At 70.6% G+C, this 21,030-nt stretch carries 22 protein-coding genes; 8 read left to right on the forward strand and 14 right to left on the reverse strand.

The window, feature by feature from the left end:
- Positions 1–981, reverse strand: a 981-nt coding sequence (locus tag HII36_RS25205) for a transposase (protein WP_173525712.1), incomplete at its 3' end; no start/stop codon positions are given.
- 95 nt (positions 982–1,076) lie between these two features.
- Between HII36_RS25205 and HII36_RS25210 the strand changes: the two genes are divergently transcribed.
- On the forward strand, positions 1,077–2,009 hold the full coding sequence (locus HII36_RS25210; RefSeq protein ID WP_173525713.1) for an RNA polymerase sigma-70 factor: 933 nt from the start codon (positions 1,077–1,079) through the stop codon (positions 2,007–2,009).
- A 46-nt stretch (positions 2,010–2,055) separates the two neighbouring features.
- On the opposite strand, the gene HII36_RS25215 is transcribed toward HII36_RS25210, so the two are convergent.
- Entirely contained in the window at positions 2,056–3,048 is a 993-nt protein-coding gene (locus tag HII36_RS25215; RefSeq protein WP_328807878.1) for a hypothetical protein, read from the reverse strand.
- Positions 3,049–3,182: 134 nt separating this feature from the next.
- Here HII36_RS25215 and HII36_RS25220 point away from each other — a divergent pair, with 134 nt between their 5' ends.
- Complete coding sequence (locus HII36_RS25220; RefSeq protein WP_173525714.1) at positions 3,183–4,151, forward strand: aldo/keto reductase; 969 nt, start codon at positions 3,183–3,185, stop codon at positions 4,149–4,151.
- A gap of 113 nt (positions 4,152–4,264) precedes the next feature.
- On the opposite strand, the gene thpR is transcribed toward HII36_RS25220, so the two are convergent.
- From thpR to HII36_RS25240, 4 genes are all read right to left on the reverse strand, one after another.
- Entirely contained in the window at positions 4,265–4,822 is a 558-nt protein-coding gene (thpR, locus tag HII36_RS25225) for an RNA 2',3'-cyclic phosphodiesterase (protein WP_173525715.1), read from the reverse strand.
- A gap of 70 nt (positions 4,823–4,892) precedes the next feature.
- A complete protein-coding gene (locus tag HII36_RS25230; RefSeq protein WP_173525716.1) occupies positions 4,893–6,158 on the reverse strand; it encodes an MFS transporter in 1,266 nt (421 codons plus the stop codon).
- Positions 6,159–6,181: 23 nt separating this feature from the next.
- Entirely contained in the window at positions 6,182–6,634 is a 453-nt protein-coding gene (locus tag HII36_RS25235) for a MarR family winged helix-turn-helix transcriptional regulator (RefSeq protein WP_173525717.1), read from the reverse strand.
- 125 nt (positions 6,635–6,759) lie between these two features.
- Positions 6,760–8,199 (reverse strand): NCS2 family permease, encoded by a 1,440-nt coding sequence (locus HII36_RS25240; RefSeq protein WP_173525718.1) that lies wholly within the window; start codon positions 8,197–8,199, stop codon positions 6,760–6,762.
- Positions 8,200–8,280: 81 nt separating this feature from the next.
- On the opposite strand from HII36_RS25240, the gene HII36_RS55865 reads away from it, so the two are divergent.
- Together HII36_RS55865 and HII36_RS25250 are read left to right on the forward strand one after the other, a co-directional pair.
- Positions 8,281–8,493, forward strand: a complete 213-nt coding sequence (locus HII36_RS55865) for a DUF2530 domain-containing protein (protein WP_173525719.1) — start codon at positions 8,281–8,283, stop codon at positions 8,491–8,493.
- Positions 8,494–8,586: 93 nt separating this feature from the next.
- On the forward strand, positions 8,587–10,119 hold the full coding sequence (locus HII36_RS25250; RefSeq protein ID WP_173525720.1) for an alpha/beta hydrolase: 1,533 nt from the start codon (positions 8,587–8,589) through the stop codon (positions 10,117–10,119).
- Between the two features lie 277 nt (positions 10,120–10,396).
- On the opposite strand, the gene HII36_RS25255 is transcribed toward HII36_RS25250, so the two are convergent.
- A complete protein-coding gene (locus HII36_RS25255; protein WP_173525721.1) occupies positions 10,397–11,068 on the reverse strand; it encodes a nitroreductase family protein in 672 nt (223 codons plus the stop codon).
- A gap of 68 nt (positions 11,069–11,136) precedes the next feature.
- Between HII36_RS25255 and HII36_RS25260 the strand changes: the two genes are divergently transcribed.
- A complete protein-coding gene (locus HII36_RS25260) occupies positions 11,137–11,538 on the forward strand; it encodes a winged helix-turn-helix transcriptional regulator (protein ID WP_173525722.1) in 402 nt (133 codons plus the stop codon).
- A gap of 37 nt (positions 11,539–11,575) precedes the next feature.
- Here HII36_RS25260 and HII36_RS25265 read toward each other — a convergent pair whose 3' ends face one another.
- The 3 genes from HII36_RS25265 to HII36_RS25275 all read right to left on the reverse strand — a co-directional run bounded on the left by HII36_RS25265 (position 11,576) and on the right by HII36_RS25275 (position 13,101).
- Complete coding sequence (locus HII36_RS25265) at positions 11,576–11,818, reverse strand: hypothetical protein (protein ID WP_173525723.1); 243 nt, start codon at positions 11,816–11,818, stop codon at positions 11,576–11,578.
- Positions 11,819–12,100: 282 nt separating this feature from the next.
- On the reverse strand, positions 12,101–12,520 hold the full coding sequence (locus HII36_RS25270; protein WP_173525724.1) for an RDD family protein: 420 nt from the start codon (positions 12,518–12,520) through the stop codon (positions 12,101–12,103).
- Positions 12,521–12,666: 146 nt separating this feature from the next.
- Positions 12,667–13,101: a hypothetical protein gene (locus tag HII36_RS25275; RefSeq protein ID WP_173525725.1), complete on the reverse strand. Its 435-nt coding sequence runs from the start codon at positions 13,099–13,101 to the stop codon at positions 12,667–12,669.
- An 81-nt stretch (positions 13,102–13,182) separates the two neighbouring features.
- Here HII36_RS25275 and HII36_RS25280 point away from each other — a divergent pair, with 81 nt between their 5' ends.
- Together HII36_RS25280 and HII36_RS25285 are read left to right on the forward strand one after the other, a co-directional pair.
- Positions 13,183–13,503: a hypothetical protein gene (locus HII36_RS25280; RefSeq protein ID WP_173525726.1), complete on the forward strand. Its 321-nt coding sequence runs from the start codon at positions 13,183–13,185 to the stop codon at positions 13,501–13,503.
- Complete coding sequence (locus HII36_RS25285) at positions 13,496–14,119, forward strand: acyl-CoA thioesterase (protein ID WP_236003853.1); 624 nt, start codon at positions 13,496–13,498, stop codon at positions 14,117–14,119. The genes HII36_RS25280 and HII36_RS25285 overlap by 8 nt, the downstream gene beginning before the upstream one ends.
- A gap of 21 nt (positions 14,120–14,140) precedes the next feature.
- On the opposite strand, the gene HII36_RS25290 is transcribed toward HII36_RS25285, so the two are convergent.
- A complete protein-coding gene (locus HII36_RS25290) occupies positions 14,141–17,167 on the reverse strand; it encodes a sacsin N-terminal ATP-binding-like domain-containing protein (RefSeq protein WP_173525727.1) in 3,027 nt (1,008 codons plus the stop codon).
- Between the two features lie 155 nt (positions 17,168–17,322).
- Complete coding sequence (locus tag HII36_RS25295) at positions 17,323–18,123, reverse strand: DUF3027 domain-containing protein (protein ID WP_173525728.1); 801 nt, start codon at positions 18,121–18,123, stop codon at positions 17,323–17,325.
- A gap of 192 nt (positions 18,124–18,315) precedes the next feature.
- On the opposite strand from HII36_RS25295, the gene HII36_RS25300 reads away from it, so the two are divergent.
- Entirely contained in the window at positions 18,316–19,854 is a 1,539-nt protein-coding gene (locus HII36_RS25300) for an MFS transporter (RefSeq protein ID WP_328807879.1), read from the forward strand.
- A gap of 18 nt (positions 19,855–19,872) precedes the next feature.
- On the opposite strand, the gene HII36_RS25305 is transcribed toward HII36_RS25300, so the two are convergent.
- Positions 19,873–20,268 carry a cold-shock protein gene (locus HII36_RS25305; protein WP_173525730.1) on the reverse strand — a complete coding sequence of 132 codons (396 nt, stop codon included), beginning with the start codon at positions 20,266–20,268 and terminating at the stop codon, positions 19,873–19,875.
- Positions 20,269–20,363: 95 nt separating this feature from the next.
- The gene (locus tag HII36_RS58760) at positions 20,364–20,984 is read right to left on the reverse strand and encodes an HAD family hydrolase (RefSeq protein WP_328807880.1); all 621 of its coding nucleotides are present in this window, start codon (positions 20,982–20,984) and stop codon (positions 20,364–20,366) included.
- Positions 20,985–21,030: the final 46 nt, after the last annotated feature.

Below are 21,030 nucleotides of genomic sequence, written 5' to 3' on the forward strand. Positions count from 1 at the left end.
CTCGGCGATGACGGCCTCGTGCTGATCGGCGCCGGTCCCCAGGGTCAAGGCGACGGCGGTGAACAGGCCGGTCTCGGGCTCGGTGGACACTTGCGCTTTGTAGCCGTCGCGGTGCTGGGTGCGGTTCTTGTGGATGTGGCGGGCCTCGGGATCGATGGTGGAGATCACCCGATCGTGGGCGGTGCGGCGCGCGATCCGCCAGCGGCCGTCCCGGCCGTCACTGCCGGGTGCCGGCTCGACGTCCTGGTAGGCGACCAGAGCCAGCAGGCCGACCGCGGTGGCGGCCCGCTCGGCCAGCGCCTGCTCGGGCAGGCCGGCCAGCAGCCGCAGCGCGTCACCCACCAGCGCATCCACGAGATCCTCGCGTGCTTGCGCATCGTCCCACGCGATCTTGGGCTTACCCGGATCGCTGTAATCGTGAGCGGTGCAGCAGTCCGCCGCCACCGCCTGCGCGCCGGGCACCTCCCGGATCACCCGCCGGATCGCAGCGATCAGCTGAGTGACCGTGTCCTGGGTGGCCACCGCGTCTTCCAGCACGGTCGAATCCAGCGCCCGCCGCTGCCGGCCCTGCAGTGCCCCGGTGGCCGCCACCACCTCCCGCATCCGGCCGAACAGCCGATGCGGCTCAGCCGAGCGCGCCAGCCGCCGCCGGAAGTAGGTCAGCAGCGACGGATGGAACGCCCGATCATGCAGGCCCAGCCCGCACGCGGCCTTCCACCGCAGGTCACACCGCAACTCCTGAGCCGCTTCGAAGTCCGACACCCCGAACAAGGCCTGCAACACCACCGCGCAGGCCAGCACCTGCGGCGGCATGCTAGGCCGCCCATTCGACGAGGGATACATGTCGGCGAACATCGCCTCGGGGAACAACGCCTGCCGGTGCTCGGCCAAGAAAGCGAACACACTGCCCTGGGGGATCAACTCCCGGCAGATCTGCCACACATCCGGCCCGACCGGCTCACCGGCCGCCCTACCCTGCATACCATCGAGTCTGAACCCAGCACCGCCACAGCGGAACCCACGCCCAACATCTTCAGCGCACTTCTAGTGCGTGAGCGAACAGACAGGAGCCCCTCATGGCAGGCGTTGCGGACCACGCCGGCGGCGGGAACGCGGACGAGAACGTCCGCCCCGACCTCGCCACCGAGGCGTTCGTCACCCACCGCAACCTGCTCTTCACGGTCGCCTACGAGATGCTCGGCTCGGCCGCCGACGCCGAGGACGTGCTGCAGGAGACCTGGTTGAAGTGGTCGGGCGTCGACCTCGGCGCGGTGCACGACCACCGCGCCTACCTGGTCAAGATCACCACCAGGCAGGCGCTCACCCGGCTGCGCACGCTCGGCCGGCGCCGGGAGTCCTACGTCGGGCCCTGGCTGCCCGAGCCGCTGCTGACAACCCCGGACGTGGCCGAGGACGTCGAGCTGGCCGACAGCGTCTCGATGGCGATGCTGCTGGTTCTGGAGACGCTCACGCCGACCGAGCGGGCGGTGTTCGTGCTGCGCGAGGTGTTCGACCTCGGCTACGACGAGATCGCCGACGCCGTCGGCAAGAACGCGGCCGCGGTGCGCCAGATCGCCCACCGGGCGCGGTCCCACGTCGCCGCCCGCCGGCCGCGCGGCGCCGTCTCCGCGGCCGAGACCCGGGGCGCGATGGCGGCCTTCCAGCGCGCGATCGAGACCGGCGACCTGCAGAGCCTGCTGGACATCCTGGCCCCGGACGTCGTCGCCCTGAGCGACGGCGGCGGCGTCAAGCAGGCCCTGCCGCGTCCCGTCGTCGGGGCCGACCGGGTGGCCCGGGTGTTCGTGGCCGGCTGGAACAAGGTCGGCGCGGTGACGTCGCTGGAGCCCGTGCAGGTCAACGGCGCTCCCGCGCTGATCGTCCGGCTCGACGGCGAGCTCGACGGCGTGATGGCGGTGCGGGTCGAGAACGGGCTGATCGCCGGGCTCTACTACGTGCGCAACCCGGAGAAGCTGTCGCGCGTGGAGCAGGAGACCGTGGTGAGCCGCTGACGGCTGCGTACCTACCCGGGAGTCCGGGAGTCCGGTCGCCTGGGCGTCAGCGGGTCTTGCGTGCGATGAACGTGATGACACCCGTGGCGCCCAGCGCGGCCGCGAGCCAGATGAGCACGTCCTTCGCGGTCAGCCCGGAACCGCCGGAGGCCGTGTCGGCGGCGGTCTCCGCAGCCCGGCCCGGTGGGTCCTCGCTGGGCGCGGCCGCCGCCGGGCTCGGCGTGGCGGCCTCGCGGGCGCGGTCGGGGATCGGCACCCGGTACACCGGGCTGCCGGCCCCCTCGCTGCCGGTGAGCAGGGACTTCCCGTCCGCCGTGTACGCGATCGACTCCGCCTGCCGCAGCTCGGGCATGGTCACCCGGCTGATCGTCTCGCCCGACGGCCGGTAGAGGGTCGCGGAGAAGTACGTCCTGATGACGTAGGAGGAGCCGTCGGGGGCGTAGGCCGCGTCCGTCGCCATGACCGGCGCGCCGGCCACCTTGCGCAGCACGTTCACCCGGTCGGCCCGCAGCTTCTTCGGCGCGGCGTACACCGATCCGGCGAACTCCTTGGACACCACGTAGAGCCGCCCGGTCCGCGGGTTGATCATGACGCCTTCGGCGTTGCGACCGCCGTCGGCGTACTTGAAGCGGTAGCGGGTGGCGGACAGAGTGGCGTCGCGCAGCGTCTCGGGCTCGTCCACCCGGTAGACGGAGATGTCCGGCCAGGCGCCGTCGAGGTTGTCACCGATGTCGGCGAACCAGAGCACGCCGCGCCCGGTCTCCGGGTCCTTGGTGGCCGCCATGGCCTCCCAGTCGCGGGCCTGCGCGCCGCGTACGTGGAAGGTCGCCCTGGTTCGTCCGTCGCCGCCGACCGCGTAGAAGACCGCCGCCGCGGCGCTGTCGTTGTGCGTGTAGTAGACCCCCTGATGGCCCGGCGACACCGCCAGCCCGCTGGACTCGGTGATCCGCGAGTCGCGGAAGGTGAACAGCTTCTCCCCGCCGTCGTCGGCCCGCGCGGGCCCCGCGCCCACCGCCAGAACCACGATCGCCCCAGTCACGGCCCCAGCCACGGCCCCAGTCACGGCCACCGCCACTGGCCGGCCCCCCGCTGCTTCCCCCACGCCGCCATCATGCCCCACTCCCGAACTTCGCTATAGCCTGGAGTGCACTCCAGGTCCTTAGGGTTGACGTCATGGATTACGTCAACCTCGGACGCAGCGGGCTCCAGGTCAGTCCGCTCTGCCTCGGCACCATGAACTTCGGCCCGCAGACCTCGGAGGAGGACTCCTTCGCGATCATGGATCGGGCCCACGAACTGGGGCTGAACTTCTTCGACACGGCAAACGTGTACGGGTGGAAGACCGGCGAGGGGGTCACGGAGAACATCATCGGCCGCTGGTTCGCCCAAGGCGGCGGACGCCGGGAGAAGACGGTCATCGCGACCAAGCTCTACGGCTCGATGGGCGACTGGCCCAACGAGGGCAAGCTGTCGGCGCTGAACATCCGCCGCGCCTGCGACGCCTCGCTGAAGCGCATGCAGACCGACTACATCGACGTCTACCAGGCACACCACATCGACAGGAACACCCCGTTCGAGGAGTTCTGGGAGGCCATGGAGGTCCTGCGGCTGCAGGGCAAGATCCTGTACGTGGGCTCGTCCAACTTCGCCGGCTGGCACATCGCCAAGGCCCAGGAGAGCGCCGCGCGGCGGAACTTCTTCGGCCTGGTCGCCGAGCAGAGCCACTACAACCTGCTGACCCGGACGGCCGAGCTCGAAGTGCTGCCCGCCTGCGAGGACTACGGCCTCGGCGTGATCCCGTGGAGCCCGCTGGCCAGCGGCCTGCTCGGCGGCGTGCTGCGCAAGCTGGACAAGAACCGCTCGGCCGCCGACCACATCGTCAGGGAGCTGGACAAGCACCGCGACAAGATCGAGGCGTACGAGAAGTTCTGCGACGAGCTGGGCGAGGACCCGGCGCACGTGGCCCTGGCCTGGCTGCTGAGCCGGCCCGCGGTGACGGCGCCGATCATCGGCCCGCGCACGCTGGAGCAGCTGGACGGCTCGATGCGGGCCCTGGAGGTCGAGCTGGACGCGGCCGCGCTGGCCCGTATCGACGAGATCTTCCCCGGCCACCGCACGGCCCCGGAGGACTACGCCTGGTGAGCGGGCTCGGGGCCCGGCGTCAGGACAGCAGGGCCCCGACGATGACGATCAGGAACAGAACGCCGAGCACGACGGGCAGCAACCAGGAGCGAGGACGGTCCACGACCTGGAGCCTAGCCCTGCCGGACAGGTGCCAGTGCCCATTCGGCGAGTGACTCGTACCTCACCTGCGGCCCGGTGTGGCTGCGATACAGCCGGACCGTCTCGGCCCGCCACGGCGAGCCGGTGAAGCCGTCCAGCGACTCGGCCAGCTCCCGCAGGTCGAGGTCGGTCCTGGCGCGGGCCAGGGTGAGGTGCGGGTGGAACTTCTTCTCGTCGGTCTGCACCGCCCCGGCCCGCCGTCCGCCCGCGCGGACGGAGCCGACGAGCCGGGTCATGGAGTCGCCCGTGACCCCGGCCCAGAACAAGCGGGCCCGGCGGAGCGACGAGAAGCCGCCGAAGCCGGTGAAGGCCAGGTCGAGCGTGGTGTGCCGGCGTACCGCCCGGCCCAGCCGCACCTCCATCTCCGGCAGCGCGCCCTCGGGCACCTCGCCGTAGAAGGCCAGCGTGATGTGCCAGGTGGCGCGGTCGGACCAGCGCAGCCCGGGCACCTGCCCGGCGTGGGGCGCGATGGCCCGCTCGACCTCGTCCAGGATCTCGGCTGGCGGCACCAGGGCGGCGAAGAGCCTCATGCCCGCCGATTCTCCCAGTGCCGCGCCCCGGCTTCACGTCACCGCGTCACGCACGCGCGCCGCGCCCGGCTCATGTCACCGCGTGGCGCACGCGCGCCGTGACGGGGTGCGTCCGCCGCGCTCGTCCGGCGATCAGCCTGGTGAGCAGGACGGCGAGCCCGGTGCCCACGATCACGAGCACGCCGGAGACGACCACGCCGGTGCGCGGCCCGCCCAGCTCCGACAGCCAGCCGATCAGCGGCGCCCCGAGCGGCGCGCCCCCGGTGAAGACCAGCATGTAGATGCCCATGACGCGACCGCGCATCTCGGGCGAGGTGGCGAGCTGGACGCTGGCGTTCGCCGCGGTGTTGATGGTGATCAGCGCGATGCCGGTGGGGATCAGCAGCAGCAGGTACGCCGGGTAGAACGGGGCGAGCCCGGTGGCGGCCTGGAACAGCCCGAACCCGAGCGCCCCGGCGAACAGCACCTTGCGCGACAGCCGTACCCGCCGCGCGGCCAGCAACGCCCCGACGAGCGCGCCCACCGCGAACGTGCTGGAGGCCAGCCCGAACGAGGACGCCCCCGCGCCGAACTCGTCACGGGCCATCAGCGCGATCGACATCGAGAACGACTGGGCGAACATCGACACGAACGCGATCAGCAGTATCGGCATGAGCAGCTCTTCGCGCTCCAGCACGTACCGCAGCCCTTCGCGCAGCTGGCCCTTGGCCCTGGGCAGCGGTTCGACCGTGTGCAGCTCGGCCTTGCGCATGAAGATCAGGCTCGCGATCACGCCGCCGAAGGTCAGCGCGTTGATCAGGAAGATCGGCCCGGTCCCGCCCAGCATGGAGATCAGCAGCCCGGCGAGCGCCGGTCCGACCACGCGGGCCAGGTTGAAGATGGAGCTGTTCAGCGCGATCGCGTTCGGCAGGTCGCGGCGGCCGACCATCTCGACCACGAACGCCTGCCGCGTCGGCACCTCGACGCAGGAGATCAGCCCGAGCAGGAACGCCATCACGAACACGTGCCAGACCTGGGCGGTGCCGGTCATCGTCAGCACGCCGATGGTGAGCGCCAGCGCGGCCATCAGCGACTGTGCCGTCACCAGGATCGGGCGCTTGGGGTAACGGTCCGCGAGCACCCCGCCGAACAGGCCGAACAGCAGCATAGGCAGGAACTGCAGCGCAGTCGCGGTGCCGAGGGCCGCCGCGCTGCCCATCCCGGAGCCGCCGGGCACGTCGGTCAGGTCGAGCACCAGCCAGTCTTGGGCGGTGCGCTGCAGCCAGGTGCCGGTGTTGGACACCGCGCCCCCGGCCGCGAACATGCGATAGTTGCGAATTCTGAGCGACCGGAACATCCCGGTCTTGGGTTGCTCAGGTTCTATATCTTGCTGAGCTTCTCCAGAATCGGCGCCGCCTGCCGGAGTATCGACCGCTCCTCGGGTGTCAACTCCTTCAGCCGCTGCGTCAGCCACGCCTCCTTGCGGCGGCGCTCCTCCTTCAGCAGCTTCTGCGCGGCCTCGGTCACGGTCACGGTCACCTGACGCCGGTCGGTCGGATGGGGCGAGCGGGCGATGAGGCCGCGTTCCTCGAGTGCGGCGATCACGCGGGTCATCGAGGGCGGTTGCACCTTCTCGAGCTCGGCCAATTCGCCGGGGGTTATCCCGGAATGCCGTTCCACCGCGGCGAGCGTCGCGAACTGGGTGGGCGTCAGCGAGTGCGCCGCCGCCTGTCGTCGTAGGCGCCTGGTCAGCCTTGCCAGCGACACGCGCAGGGCTGAAGCCAGGCCTGCGTCGCTGCGCAGCTCCATCTTGGGCTTGGGGTTGGTTAGCATGAGTCATTACCTTTGCTAACTATACGCGCACGCAAGATATTTCCCCAGGTCAGACTTGTCTCACTCCTTGATACCCCGAAGCCGCCCCGGCAGGTACACCGGAGCGGCTTCGGCAGGCGATCGGGTCAGAGTCCGAGCAGGATCTTGACCGGGCCGATCGCGTAGAAGAACAGGAACGCCCCGGCGACGCCCCACATCAGCGGGTGCACCTCGCGCGACTTCCCGCGCACCGCCTTGATCAGCACGTAGCTGATGAACCCGGCGCCGATGCCGTTGGAGATCGAGTACGTGAACGGCATGATCACGATGGTGAGGAAGGCCGGGATGGCCACCTCGTAGTCGTCCCAGTCGATGTTCCTGATCGAGGTCATCATCAGGAAGCCGACCACGACCAGGGCGGGCGCGGCGGCCTCGTACGGCACGATCTTGACCAGCGGCGCGAAGAAGACGGCGACCAGGAAGAGCAGACCGGTGACCACGCTTGCCAGGCCGGTGCGCGCGCCCTCACCGACGCCGGCCGCCGACTCCACGTAGGTGGTGTTCGACGACACCGAGCCCGCGCCGCCGGCGGCGGCGCCGATCGAGTCGACGAGCAGGATCTCCCTGGTACGCGGCAGCGTGCCGTCCTCGGCCACCAGGTCGGCCTGCTTGCCGACGCCCACGATCGTGCCCATCGTGTCGAAGAAGTCCGTGATGAGCAGCGTGAAGATGAGCAGCGCCACGAGCAGCACCTGGACCCGGCCGAACGCCCCGAACGGGTCGAACTCGGTGAACAGCGACAGCGGGTTCTCCATGGCCAGCGGGCCCGGCTGGCTCGGCTGGTTGAGCTGGAAGCCGCCGGGGTTGTCCGGGCCGAAGAGCCCGGGCTTGGCGACGAAGTCCACGATCAGGGCCAGCACGGTGGAGCCCACGATGCCGAGCAGGATCGCGCCCTTCACCTTCCTGGCCACCAGGACCACGGTGACCAGCAGGCCGATCACGAACACGAAGATCGGCCAGGACGTGAGCGCGCCCCCGATCCCCAGCTCCAGCGGCGGACCCGCGGCCACCCGCCGGACGAAGCCCGCGTCCACGAACCCGATCAGCGCGATGAACAGGCCGATGCCGACGCTGATCGCGGTCTTCAACTGGGCCGGGATCGCGTGGAACACCGCCGTGCGCAGGCCGGTGAGCACCAGGACGGCGATGATGACGCCTTCGAGGAAGACCAGTCCCATCGCCTCCTCCCAGCTCATCACCGTGGCGATGTTGAAGGTGACGAAGGCGTTGAGCCCCAGGCCGGCCGCCATGGCGAACGGCACCCTGGCCACCAGGCCCATGAGGATCGTCAGGACGCCGGCCACGAACGCCGTGCCCGCGGCCACCAGGGTGAGGTTGGCCGCCGAGCCGTCGCCGATGAACTGGCCTTCGACGTCCGGCTTGTTGCCGATAATGAACGGGTTCAGCACGACGATGTAGGCCATGGTCAGGAACGTGGCCAGGCCGCCGCGGATCTCACGGCCGATCGTCGAGCCTCGTGCGGAGATGGAGAAGAAACTGTCTAGTGCGTTACGAGTGTCACTCACGCGCGAAGAGTGACAGTTGTGGTGATCTGCGAAAAGTGTCGGTAATCGGATCGAGACTGGATTGGAAGCTAGGCTGGACGCGTGAAGCAGCAGTGGCACCCCGACCCGGAGCCGATCAAGACCAATGACACCGCGGCCGTCGCCGTCGGCACCGCCTTGTGGGCCGTCGCTCTGGTCGTCCTGCTGATCTTCCGTCCGGCGCCGGAGAACACCTGGTGGATCTGGACGTGCGCGACCGGGGTCGGCTTCGGGTTCTTCGGCATCTGGTTCGTCCGGCGTCCCGGGCGTACTTGACATTCGTCACATCCGGCCGATCCCGTAAGTCATCCCGAACTGGTGTCTTCGCCCACTACCTAGGGCAAAATTCGGTCAACCATGCTTAACAGCATGAAGAAGACCTTGTTGGCAGCACTCGTGAGCGCGATCGCCCTGGCCGGGTGCGGCTCGACCGGTTCGTCTGGTTCGCCCGGGTCAGCCGAGTCACCCGGGTCAGCCGAGTCGCCCAGCTCGGCCGAGTCGCCCGGCTCGTCGGCGAGCCGAGCCGCCGCCAAGGACGCCGGCCAGGTCACCTGGAGCATGTGCACCGACCTGGTCGGCTTCGACGGCAAGCCGACCAAGCCGGACCCGTCCGTCGAATGCGGCAAGCTCTCCGTGCCGCTCGACCACGCCAAGCCCGGCGGCGAGAAGATCGACCTGGCGCTGATCCGCATCAAGGCCACCGGCGACAAGCTCGGCTCGCTGGTCTTCAACTTCGGCGGCCCCGGCGCGTCCGGCGTGGACATGCTGCCGCTGTCCGCGCGGGCCTTCGCCAGCCTTGGCACCCGCTACGACCTGGTCAGCTTCGACCCGCGCGGCGTGGACCGCAGCTCCGGCGTCAAGTGCGGCGGGCAACTGGACAAGCTGCTGGCCGCCACCACCTCCGCCACCGACGGTGACCGGATGGCCAAGGAGTTCGCCGCCGCGTGCAGCAAGGACTCAGGCAAGGTCCTGCCGTACGTGGGCACCGTGAGCGCGGCCAAGGACCTCGACCTGATCCGCGCCGCCGTCGGCGACGAGAAGCTCAACTACATCGGCTTCTCCTACGGCACCCACCTGGGCGCCGTGTACGCCACCCAGTTCCCCAAGAATGTCGGCCGCTTCGTCCTGGACAGCGCCTTCGACCCGAACGTCACCTTCGAGGAGCGGGCCGTCACCCAGGCCACCGGCTTCGACCAGGCGTTCGCCGCGTTCGCCAAGGACTGCGTGGACCAGGGCTGCGACCTCGGCGCGAACCCGGCCGCCGTGGAGGGCACCGTCGAGACCTTCCTGGACGGACTCAAGAGCAAGCCGCTCAAGGTCGGCGACCGCGACCTCACCTACGGCCTGGCCCAGCTCGCCGTCATCACCCCGCTGTACGCCAAGGCCACCTGGCCGGCGCTGGAACAGGGCGTCTCGGCGGCGATCAAGGGCGACGGGAGCACCCTCCTCACCCTGGCCGACCTGTACACCGGCCGCCGTCCCGACGGCACGTACAACACCATGATGACCAGCCTCCAGGCCATCACCTGCGCCGACAACTCCGAACGTCCCAGCCAGGCCGAGGCCGCCAACATCAACGACCGCATCAAGGCGGTCTTCCCGATCCTGGCCACCGACGGCACCGGCTCCATCTGCGGCCACTGGCCGGTCCCCGGCAGCAACGACGCCAAGCGCATCGACGCCACCGGCTCGGCCCCGATCCTGGTCATCGGCGGCAAGGGCGACCCGGCCACTCCGTACCAGTGGGCCACCAGCCTCAACGAGCAGCTCAAGACGGGGGTTCTGGTGACGTACCAGGGGGAGGGGCACGGGGCGTACTTGTCGGGCGACTCGTGCATCATGCGCACGGTCGACGGCTACCTACTCAACGGCAAGCTCCCTTCCACCGGCACCACCTGCTAAGACCCTTCGCCCCTTAAAGGCAAGGCCCTTCGCGGGGGCGCGCTTCGCGCGTCAGGAGCTACGGACAGCGCCCCCAGGGGGCTCCGCCCCCTCGCCCCCCAAAGGCATGGGCTTCGCCCAGAGGCGCGCTTCGCGCGACGGGAGCTCAGGCTGCGTCTTGTGGGGGTTCCCCCCACACCCCCAGGCGAGGGACCTGCCGGCCCCTCGCGCTCCCCGGTCCCGACCAACTGGGAGGGAATGAAGGGGCGTCACAGGCGAGCAGGGAAACAGAAGAACGCTATTTCCGATGGGCGGCACGCTCCTGGGCGGCGTGCCGTTCGTAGAAAACGTTGCGCTCCACGGCCCGCCGACCGGGATGGCGCCGCTCTTCCGCCGGGTAGCCGACCGACATGAGCAGGGCGATGGCCAGGTCGTCGCGGTCTTCGATCCCGATCACCTTCTTCACCTTGGCCTCGTCCCAACCGTTCATCGGAGAGGTGGCCAGGCCCATCTCCGTGGCGGCGAGCATCAGGAAGGAGGCCGCGATCATGGCGTCCTTCACGGCGTACTCCCGCAGCAGGCCACGCTGGTCGAGGTCTTCCTGGAACGCCCTCGATGCGGCGGAGAACATGGCGATGAACTCGTCGTTCCAGGCGCCGTTGCGGCGTGCCTGGTCGTAGACGTCACTGTGGTCGTCACGCCAGGACTGCGGCTCGGCAACGAAGACCAGGACCACGGGGGCTTCCTGCGGCTGGGGCTGGCCGCCGCTGGCCCAGGTCAGTCCGTCGCGGCCTTCGTCGTCGGTGACCACGACGATCGATCGGTCCTGCAGATTCCAACTGGTGGGCGCCTCGATGGCGAGTTCGAGCAGCGAGGCGAGTGCGTCCTCGGGGACCGGATCGGGCCGGTAGTGGCGCACCGTACGGCGGGTGCGGATCGCGTCCGCGACAGAAAGCGTGTGGATCGTCATACCGCCAACTATTGGAGAGTCACTTCCCAATAGGAAGAAGGCACTAATTAGTGCGTTACTCTCCTCGCATGAAGACTGTGGTGGAATCCTCCGGGCTGCCGGCCGACGCCTACTCCGCGAAGTGCCCGACTCGCCAGGTCCTCGACCACATCGCCGGCAAGTGGACGATCCTGATCGTGGACGCCCTCCTCGAAGGCACCATGCGCTACACCGACCTGAGCCGACGCATCGAGGGCGTCTCGCAGAAGATGCTCACCCAGAGCCTGCGCAGCCTCGAGGCTGACGGGTTCATCACCCGCACCGTGCACCCGACCATCCCGCCCAAGGTCGAGTACGACCTGACGCCGCTGGGGCGAAGCCTCGCCGGGCCGATCAGCGCACTCCGGCAATGGACGGAAACCCACATCAACGAGATCGAACGAGCCCGGGCCCGCGTCTCCGCGAAGGCACAGGACACCCCGGCCCCGTGACACGGCTTGATGGGTTGCCGGATCTCAGTGCCGGATCTCAGTGCCTGTTCGAGGTGATCAGACACTCCGAGCCACCCCACTCGCAGGCGTAGGACTTGATCGTCCAGCACTCGATCTCCGGCACATCCGTCGCCGCCGAGGCAGGCTCGGGCGCGGCACTCACCATCGCCACCCCAAGTACATGCCGCACGCGGCGGCGTCCGGCCGCGACAGCAGGATGGGCGCGCGGTTCCGGCCGGTCGGCGAGCAGCGCGTCAGGTGGTGTCGCCGCCACGTCCAACGGTCGGCCTCCATGGTGTGGTCGAAGGTGAACCCCCACCGCCCGGCCGTCCGACCTGCGTGCGCGTGCGTTCGATGGAGCGGCCCCGACGGTTCCTTGTGGATGGACGGGAGCGGGCTCGCTCTACGGCCAGTATCCGGCTCCCGCAGCGGGCGACTTCGGTTTCGTGCTCCGGGTCTACCAGCCCCTATGCCGGAGAGCGTCCCATTCAACGCTCATCGGATCGTCCCCCAGCCCCTAAGTGGGCTCGGCCATTGGCATCGCCGTCCCGAGAAGCCCGGCCTAGCTCTCTCTGACGACGACGGTCCCGGCCAGCCGGTCGTGCAGGCAGCGGTTTCCGGCGTCGCGGAAGATCTGCAGGCCGTCCTGCGCGGCGATGATCCACCCGATGGACGGCATCAGCGGCATCACCACATAGAAGCCCGCCCGATAGGCCGCGTCCTGGAGTGTCGGTGGGCGGCCGGTGGCGAGGGAGAGCACCTTGATGCCGGTCAGCCGCTTGCCGAGGGTTCGGCCGTAACGGGCGTGCAGCAGCCAGAAGTAGAGGAAACCGGTCAGGGCGGCGAGCAGTTCGTCCGCGTCCAGCGAGTCCGCCGCCGCGTCGACGGTCACCGTCAGCGCCGCGCAGAGCGCGAGGTCGATCAGGCAGGCGACCAGGCGGCGCACCCGCGAAGCCACCTCCGGCTCGGCGGCGACCAGCACATCACCCTCACCGGCAGCCGGACGATCCCCGTCCGCCGGGCGATCCCCATCGGCCGGGTGATCCCCGTCCGCCGGGTGGTCCCCCTCGCCGGTGTTCGGCGGCATCGGCACCCTTTCCGGATCCTCCGTGGCGGTGGCCCGCCCGCTCAGTGGCAGCGGAAGTCGAGCCCGGCCTCCGTGCCGTCCGCGATCTCCACCAGAAAGGTACGGGACGGCCCGGTGGCCGCCGCCGCCCGCTTCCTCGGGAAGTAGACCGTGACGGACGCGCGCCCGTCGCCGTCCACGCCCGCGATCTTCGCCGCATCGTAGTACGCGACGATCTCGTCCTCCGACAGACTGCTGCTGAACGCCATCCGGACCAGGTAGTCGCAGTGGTTACCGTTGCCGCGCAGAGCGATGGACTTCTCGGTGGTGTTGTCGACCACGTACGTCTGCGGCGGACGCGGATAGCTCCGAAGGCCCGACTCGAAGTCGTCCAGCTTCCGATCGTTCAGCCACATCGGGATGTTGATCAGCAGGAACAGCCCGACGATGGGCAGCCCCACCGCGAGCACGACAGTGAGCAGGCAGCCGCGTTTCATGGTCCACGAACCTTACCCGCGGCCATGGGCGAAACGAACCGATTGCATTGCGATCGATAGCGATTGCTATGCTTGCGAAGCATGGAACCGTTTCAGCGGGAGCAGATCGCCGCCGCGCTGCGTCAGATCAGTGCCGGGTTCGCGGCGCTGGCTGATGCAGTGTCCGCCGATCCCGCCGAACCGCCGGAGGAGACCCGTCACCACCGGCTGCTCGCCGAGTGGGGGCGGCGCGGTCTGACCAGGTCCGAGGCGAGCGCGTTGTTCCGCAAGCACGGCTTCTCCCCGCAGGCGGCCGGCGGGTGGGTGCGTGGCGACTGGCTGGAGGTTCGCGACGACGGCCGACGCTACCTGTCGGAGCGCTCGCTGCGCTGGCTGGCGGAACAGGAGCCCCTCGATGGCTGACGACCACACGCGCGAACCGTTCAACGACCACGCGATGCCTGACGACCGCGTGACCGAACCGTTCAGCGACCGCTCGACATCCGACGATCGCATGACCGAGCCATCCAGCGACCGCTCGACGTCCGACAACCGCGTGACCGAACCCGCCACCGACCCCTCGACGTCCGACGACCACACGCCCGAGCCGTTCAGCGTCCGGCTGGAGGTGCGTGGTTACGAGATCGACCCGCAGCTCCACCTCAACGGCGGCTACTACGTCCAGTACGCCGACCATGCCCGCTTCGCCTGCGTCCGCGCCGCGGGTGTCTCCGTCGAGGATCTTCTGGCCGGTGGCCTCGGCCCGGTCAACCTGGAGACGGTGATCAAGTATCACCGCGAGCTGCGCGTCGGCGACCAGGTCGACGTCACCTGCGCCTGGGAGTGGGGCACGGGCAAGACCTACCGGGTGCGCCACCGGTTCCTGCTCCCGGACGGCACGCTCGCCGCGCAGGTCGAGCACGTGAGCGGGCTGCTCGACCTGGGCACCCGACGGCTGGTCGCCCGCCCCGACCGCGCATGGCGGATCAGGGCGGGCAAACCCGAACTCCTGGGCCTGGCGAGCCCCGAACCCGCCTGACTCAGGACAGGTCAGGTCAGGTCAGGACAGGTCGGCCTCGGCCAGCAGCAGTGGCACCGCCCCCGGGTCACGCAGCAGCGCCGCCACCGCGAGCCGGTCGTTCCACTGCCCCGTGGCCCAGGCCAGCCCGCGCGCCAGCCCCTCGATGCCGGTGCAGTGCACCGCGCCCTCGAAGAAGCGCCACGTGCAGGCGACCCCGTCCACCAGCAGCTTCTCGTGCTCCACGTACGTCTGCGGCGCGGCGGGCAGCAGCGAGCGCACCTGGACGGGCACCTCCCGCACCTCCCCCTGCGACGTCACCTCACCGGTGGACACCTCGCCGGCCAGCGGCAGGTCGAGCAGCTCCGACAGCGACTCGGCCAGGTCGTAGGGCGCCAGCACCAGCGGCCGGTCGGTCACCAGTTGCAGCAGGTCGGGAGCCTCGACCACGACCACGTCGTCGGCCTGGGCCACCACGATGTCGCCGCCGAGCACCGCGCGCACCCGCGACGGCGGCGCCACCCTGGACGGCTCGACCGCCGCCAGCGCCATCCACAGGGCACGCAACTGGGCCCGGTCGACCTCGATCGACTCGTCGGCCATCAGGTCGAGCAGTTCCTCCGGGCCGCCGTGGTGTGCCAGCAGCTCCGGCAACGTCGTGCGGACGCCCAGCATGGCCAGCGCAACGTCGTCGAGCCCGGCGGGCGCGTCGGCGTAGAGGCCCTGCAGCAGCGGGTCGGCGCCGGGCAGGCGCAGCTCGGTGGGCTTGCGACCGCCGAGCACCGCGTGGTGCGCCAGCCACCAGGCGGTGTACGAAGGCACCTCGACCCCGGCGATGCGCAGCGGGTGGAGCGCGGCACGCAGCGGCGGACGGGTGAGCAGTTCGAGCGCGGCCGGCCAGTCGGCGACCAGCTCCAGGTCGCGCACGGCCAGGAACTCCGGCACCACCGGCGGCACGTCGAGGTCGGGCAGCAGGTCGAGGACGTGGTCGAGCCAGTCGTCCTCGCCGTCGAGGTCGTGGTCGCAGTCGTCGTGGTCGAGCAGCACGTCGGAGTCGTGAACGACGGCGAACCCGTCGAGCACGCCCGCGGCGGCCAGCACCCGCGAGCCGTAGGTCTCCACCAGCTCGGGGGCGGCCAGGCCGAGGTGGGTGTCGGGTTCGAGCAGCCCGGCCAGGGCGCCGTCGGCCAGCATCAGCTCGCCCGCCGGGTACAGCTCGCCGTCGGTGCTCCGCAGCGCCAGCTCGGCCAGCCACGGAGCCTCGCCGGGGGCCAGCCCGGCCGCCTCGACCAGCGACAACACGGCCCGCGCCACCGGCTCGGGGTCGGGGTTGTCGAGCGACTGAGCGACCGCGGCCTTGGTCAGCGGGTCTTCGAGAATCGTGCGCGGCGTGGCCTCGGCGGCCCCCAGCCGCAGCAGCGCCGGGTGCGCGGCCTCGGGGTGCACGATGCGCAGCCCGAGCGGCGTCAGGTCGAGCTCACCCGACGAGGACAGGATGAGCGTGCCACGCGGGCCGCGGACGATCCTGCCGTCGGTCAGCGGCACCGGGAGCGCGCCCAGCGACTCGGGATCGTCGGCGGGCAGCACCTGGTAGAGCGAACGCCACCAGGCGGGCTCACGCGCCTCCACGGCCTCGCCGGACAGCAGGTCGACCACGTCGGCCAGCTCCACCCTGCGCACGCCCAGCGCGGCCATGGCCGCGTGCCTGGCCGGCCAGCCGGCGGGCAGCAACCCGGGCACGATCTCGGCGATGGTGGCCAGCAGCTCGGCCGACCCCGACACCACGGCCGCCTCGCGCCCCGTGACCACCCAGCCGTCGCCTTCCGGCTCGCGCGCGGGGTGCTCGACCTGCCATTCGGCGTCGGGCTCGTAGACCTCGGCGTCGGCGAACGACGGTGTCTGGACGGCCGGCGCGGGCGCGGACAGCGCGGGCAGCAGCGGCGTGCCGGGCAGCCGGCGCAGGATCGCCCGCCGGATCTTGGCGTCGAGCTCGCCCTTGCCCATGAGGCCGGGGACCAGATCGAGCAGCCGCGGCGTGCGCGGCAGCTCGCGCAGCAGCCGGACGTAGGCGTCGGCCACCCGCTCGACCAGGAACTCGGTCAGCGGCCCGGTGGCCACGTGCCGGCGGTCGGTGGCCATCGGGAACGAGGCGATGAGCAGCGCGTTGAGGTCGAGCGGCTCGTCGCTGGGCGTGGGCGCGTGGACCACGGGCGGCACGGCGGCGGGCAGCGGCCCGGGCTCGCCGACGCCGGTCAGCGGCACCGCCCAGCGCAGCGACCAGTACGGGCGGGCCCGCTCCTCGGTGGGCCGGTCGGCGAACAGCTCGGCCACCTCGGCGGGGCCGAACTCGCCTGATTCGGACACCACGTGCCAGCCGTCGGCCACCACGGTGCGGGTGTCGCCGTCGAGCTCGATCTCGATGGCGGTCAGCGCGGGCATGCCGAGCAGCAGGGCCGGGCTGGTCTCGGCCAGCATGCGGCGCACCGCGTCGACCGCGGACTGATCGCGCAGCGGCAGCCTGACCAGCGTGTCGAACCCGCCGGGCACGTCGAGCGGGTCGCACTCGAACGGCAGGCGCAGCAGCGGCACGTGCCCGGAGCGGTCGGCCAGCTCGCCCACCAGGGCGGGGATGCCGGACACCAGCTCGGCGGTCTCGGCCCGCGACCAGCGCGCCGCCCCGGACTCGCGCGAGCCGATCGACGGCTCGTCGCACACCGAGACCACGGCGGCGAAGCCCACGCCGAACCGGCCGGCCGCGCCGATCTCGTCGCGCTTGCCGGAGACGCGCAGCGTGGCCAGGCCCTCCACGCCGGTGGCGTCGAGCGGGGCGCCGGTGTTGGCCGCCGTCAGCACATCGTCGCGCAGTGTCAGCCGCAACACCCCTGGCACGCCCGCGCGCAGCGCCGCGTCGGCGGCGTTCTGCGCGAGCTCGACGATCAGCCGGTCGCGGTAGCCGCCGAGCGCGAAATCCTCTTCCGCGTTGGCGTCTTCGCGGAACCTGGCGGGCGAGGCCGTCCACGCCGAGAGGACGGCGGCTCGCATCCGGTCAGTGCCAAAGGTGTCGGTCATCGATCACGAATCCAGGGTTGGAGGGTACGGGCCTCCGTAGGCTAGCGACCTTCCCCGACAGTCGGGGATCTCACACGCGGCCCGCGCCGACGACTCGAACCGGCCCGCGGGCACGGCGCGGCCGGCCCCACGTGCGCGGGGCCGGAAGCACCGGGTCAGGAGTGGCCGAGCTCTTCGCTGGCCGACTCGTCGACCGAGCCGGACTCCTCCTCGATCAGGTCGTAGCCCAGGTCGTCGAGGATGGGCGTGGCCTGCTCGACCGGCGGCGGCTGGATCGCGGCCTCGGAGTGCGCGCCGCACCCGTGGTCGGCCGTGACGACCTTGCCGTCGTCGGGCGCGTACTCGTTCGTGCAGACCCCGAACTCCTGGCGCAGCTCACCCGCGAGCAGCCAGTAGAAGCCGCAGGTGGAACACTGCGCGGGAGCGGCGTGTGCGATCGGCGTATGCGGCCCGTGCTCGCCCGAGCGCCAGCGCCTGGCAACCCGGTCCCTGCCGATGGCCGAGAGCACACGTGCCCGGCCCAGGCCGTACTCGAAAATCATCTGGCGGTCGGCGTCGTCGTCGATCTCGGTGAAGCCCGGCGCGAGCCTGTCGTCGTCGTCCGCGGTGGGGAGCAGGTCGCCCACGCCCAGGTCGCCGGGGCGCAGCCGTTCGCTCCACGGCAGCCATTCCGGCGCGAGCAGCGCGCCGGAACCCGGCAGCAGCACCGCCTCGCTGACCGTGACCTTCTTCGCGCGCGAGGCGCGCGTGACGGTGACCGCCCAGCGCCAGCCGCGATAGGCCCGGTCGAGGCAGGCGAAGAAATGGGTGACGATCCGGTCGCCCTCGCTCTGGTGGCCCAGGTGCTCGCCGGGCTGACCCGGCCGCGCGAGCTCCTCGGCGGCGGCGCGCGCCAGATCGACCGCGGCGACACAGGCCTGGTCGGGAGCGGAGACGCGGGTCCTGGTGGGGCTCATCGGGCCGCCTCCGCCGAAAGGTGCTGTTCGCTCACACTTCATTCTCACCTATGGGGGGACGTGGCACGCCCACAAGTGCGGAACCGACTCGATGATTAAGGGCCCTGTTCAGCGCAGAGAAGGTACGCGAATCGGGTAAGACTGGTAGGCGTGGAGGGAGGCTGGGACCGAGCGCGCGATATTTCGCGGCGCGTGGGGCGCGGAATCGCCGGCACGGGCCGCGTGACCGTGCGCGCCGGCAAGGCGACGGCGAGCGGCACCAAACGGGCCGGTCTCGCCACGGCCAAGGGCGCGCAAAAGGTCGGCAGGGCCACGCGCAGGCTCACACACGCCAACGGCGCCGGACGCACCGGGCTCGGCCGTCTCATCGAGCTGTCCGCGGGCAACAGCGCCGCCGACGCGCTGGTCACGGTGGCGCTGGCGAGCACGGTGTTCTTCGGCGTGCCGCTCGGCGAGGCCCGCGGGTCGGTGGCCCTCTACCTGGTCATCACGATGTTGCCGTTCGCGCTGCTCGCGCCGTTCGTGGGGCCGATTCTCGACCGGTTCAGGTCGGGCCGCCGCTACGTCATCGCGGGCACGCTGTTCGGCCGCGGGCTGCTGTGTTTCGCGATGGCCGCCGCCGTCGGGCCGGGCGACCTGCCCACGTTGTTCCTCGGCGCGCTGGGCGTGCTGGTGTTGTCGAAGGCGTTCAACGTCTCGCGTGCGGCGATCATGCCGAGCGTGCTGCCCGCCGACATCACGCTGGTCTCCGCGAACGCGAGAGTGGCGCTGTTCACGCTGGTCACAGCCGGGATCATGGTGCCGATCGGGGCCGGTCTCACGGCGTGGCTGGGCAGCGCGACCGTGTTGCGCCTGGCGATGCTGCTGTTCCTGGTGGTCGGGGTCTTCGGGGTGCGCCTGCCCAGGCACGTCGACTCGCCCGAGCTGGAGGAGGAGGGCGAGGCGCCCCGCTGGCGCACGCTGCTCAAGGTGGGCCCGACGGTGGCCGAGGCGGTCTGGGCGAACGTGGCGATCCGGGTGTTCTCCGGTTTCCTGCTGTTCTTCCTGCTGTTCCTGGTGCAGGACAAGCAGGTGCCGTGGCTGGTCCAGCCGTACCCGGGGGCGCCCGCGCCGTTCTTCGACGGGCCCAAGACGATCGCCGTGCTCGCCGCGGCGGCCGGGCTGGGCGGCCTGATCGGCGCGATGGTGGCGAACTGGACGCGTAATCACGCCCCGCAGCTCATCGTGCTGGTCACGCTGGCGGTGACGGCGGCGGCCACGATCACCGCCGGGATCTTCTTCGGCCTGTGGGCCGCGGTGGGCATCTCGGTGGTCACCGCGTTCGCGCAGGAGCTGGGCAAGCTGGCGCTCGACGCGATCGTGCAGCGGGAGATCGGCGAGGAGGTGCGCTCGTCCACGTTCGGCGTGGTCGAGGCCGTGCTGCAGCTCGCCTGGGTGTTCGGCGGCCTGGTCGGGCTGGTGTTGTCGCTGACCGAGAGCAGCATGGCCGGGCTGATCACGCTGGCCGTGTTCCTGACGGTGGCGTTCTGCTGGCTGATCGTCCATCGGCGGCGGCGGGTGCGCGCCGCCAAGGCCGAGCTGCGCAGGCAGCGCGCCGCCGCGAAGGCCGCGGGCACAGCGGGGGGCACGGCTGAGGGCACGGCCGGCGAGCCGGCCGGGACCCGGCCCGCCGAGCCGAAGATCGACTCGACGGTCGACCCGACCAAGCCGCTGACCAACCCGAACGGTTAGCCGGGCGAGGGCCCGGGGTCAGGCGTCCAGGTCGTCGGCGACGGCCCGGAGCACCTGGGCGATCTTCTTGGCGTGCGCCGCGTCGGGGTGCTTGCCGCGCTGGTAGGAGGTCGAGACGTCGTCGAGCAGCTTGATCAGGTCTTCGACGATGACGACCATCTCGTCCGGCTTCTTGCGCTTGGCCTTGGGCTTGGGCTTGGCCAGCGTCGGCGGCTGGTCAAGGATTCTGACCGAGAGTGCCTGCTGACCCCTGCGCCCTTCGGCCACGCCGAACTCGACCTTCTGGCCGGGCTTGAGCGGGGCCGCGCCGGTGGGTAGCGCGGAGGAATGCACGAAGACCTCACCGCCGTCGTCGCGGGTGAGGAAGCCGAACCCCTTGTCGGCGTCGTACCACTTGACCTTGCCACTCGGCACAGGAGGACCTCGTTCAAACACTCGTAAAGGACAAAGGCAATGGATGTAGGTTATGCCCAGTCGGGCGGCTGGGCGACCGGGTAAATGCCAGGTAATTACCCGAGTCGTGCGCCCGCTCGCCAGCCGGCGAACCAGGTGGCGAATTCGGTCAGGTTCGCCAGTGCCACGTCGGCTCCGTGATCACGAAGTTCTCCCACGCTGTAAGGGCCGGTCGCGACCGTCACGCTCACGGCCCCGCCCGCGCGTGCGGCCTCGATGTCCGCGACATGGTCACCAACATAAGCGGCCGCGCCGAAGCGCGCGAGCGCCGAACCTTTGGCGGCGCCGAAAACCGATCCGACGATCTCGTCGACGGCCAGGCCGAGCAGTTCGACCGTGCTGGTGGCGTCGCGGACGTTCTTTCCCGTCACCACGATGATCCGGCCGCCGCCGGCCCGCACGGCCTCGACGGCCTCGTACGCGCCGGCCATGGCGGTGTGCGCGGGCACCGCCAGCTCGGGATAGATCTCCCGGTACAGGTCGGCCGCGGCGGGCACGTCCGCCGCGGGCAGCCAGTTGGCCAGCTCGAACTCCAGGGGCGGACCCAGCCGGCTGGTGATCAGCTCGCTGTCGAACGGCACCCCCAGGCGCACGGACAGCTCGTCGAAAGCGGCGGCGATGCCTGATCGCGTGTCAGCCAATGTCATGTCAAGGTCGAAACCTACTGAAGTCCCCACATGTGCAGGATGCCAAACACCTGGACGTGACGCGTAACGGCGCTTG

Source organism: Nonomuraea antri, from assembly GCF_013283785.1.
Taxonomy (GTDB): Bacteria; Actinomycetota; Actinomycetes; order Streptosporangiales; family Streptosporangiaceae; genus Nonomuraea; species Nonomuraea antri.

What these genes read in the sequence shown, in the direction of transcription:
- HII36_RS25290 (WP_173525727.1), bottom strand. Translation starts at nt 17,167, where the DNA reads ATGACCGACACCTTTGGCACTGACCGGATGCGAGCCGCCGTCCTCTCG.
- HII36_RS25250 (WP_173525720.1), top strand. Translation starts at nt 8,587, where the DNA reads ATGAAGAAGACCTTGTTGGCAGCACTCGTGAGCGCGATCGCCCTGGCC.
- HII36_RS25230 (WP_173525716.1), bottom strand. Translation starts at nt 6,158, where the DNA reads ATGTTCCGGTCGCTCAGAATTCGCAACTATCGCATGTTCGCGGCCGGG.
- HII36_RS25210 (WP_173525713.1), top strand. Translation starts at nt 1,077, where the DNA reads ATGGCAGGCGTTGCGGACCACGCCGGCGGCGGGAACGCGGACGAGAAC.
- HII36_RS25255 (WP_173525721.1), bottom strand. Translation starts at nt 11,068, where the DNA reads ATGACGATCCACACGCTTTCTGTCGCGGACGCGATCCGCACCCGCCGT.
- HII36_RS25260 (WP_173525722.1), top strand. Translation starts at nt 11,137, where the DNA reads ATGAAGACTGTGGTGGAATCCTCCGGGCTGCCGGCCGACGCCTACTCC.
- HII36_RS25285 (WP_236003853.1), top strand. Translation starts at nt 13,496, where the DNA reads ATGGCTGACGACCACACGCGCGAACCGTTCAACGACCACGCGATGCCT.
- HII36_RS25275 (WP_173525725.1), bottom strand. Translation starts at nt 13,101, where the DNA reads ATGAAACGCGGCTGCCTGCTCACTGTCGTGCTCGCGGTGGGGCTGCCC.
- HII36_RS25295 (WP_173525728.1), bottom strand. Translation starts at nt 18,123, where the DNA reads ATGAGCCCCACCAGGACCCGCGTCTCCGCTCCCGACCAGGCCTGTGTC.
- HII36_RS25280 (WP_173525726.1), top strand. Translation starts at nt 13,183, where the DNA reads ATGGAACCGTTTCAGCGGGAGCAGATCGCCGCCGCGCTGCGTCAGATC.
- HII36_RS25220 (WP_173525714.1), top strand. Translation starts at nt 3,183, where the DNA reads ATGGATTACGTCAACCTCGGACGCAGCGGGCTCCAGGTCAGTCCGCTC.
- thpR (WP_173525715.1), bottom strand. Translation starts at nt 4,822, where the DNA reads ATGAGGCTCTTCGCCGCCCTGGTGCCGCCAGCCGAGATCCTGGACGAG.
- HII36_RS25235 (WP_173525717.1), bottom strand. Translation starts at nt 6,634, where the DNA reads ATGCTAACCAACCCCAAGCCCAAGATGGAGCTGCGCAGCGACGCAGGC.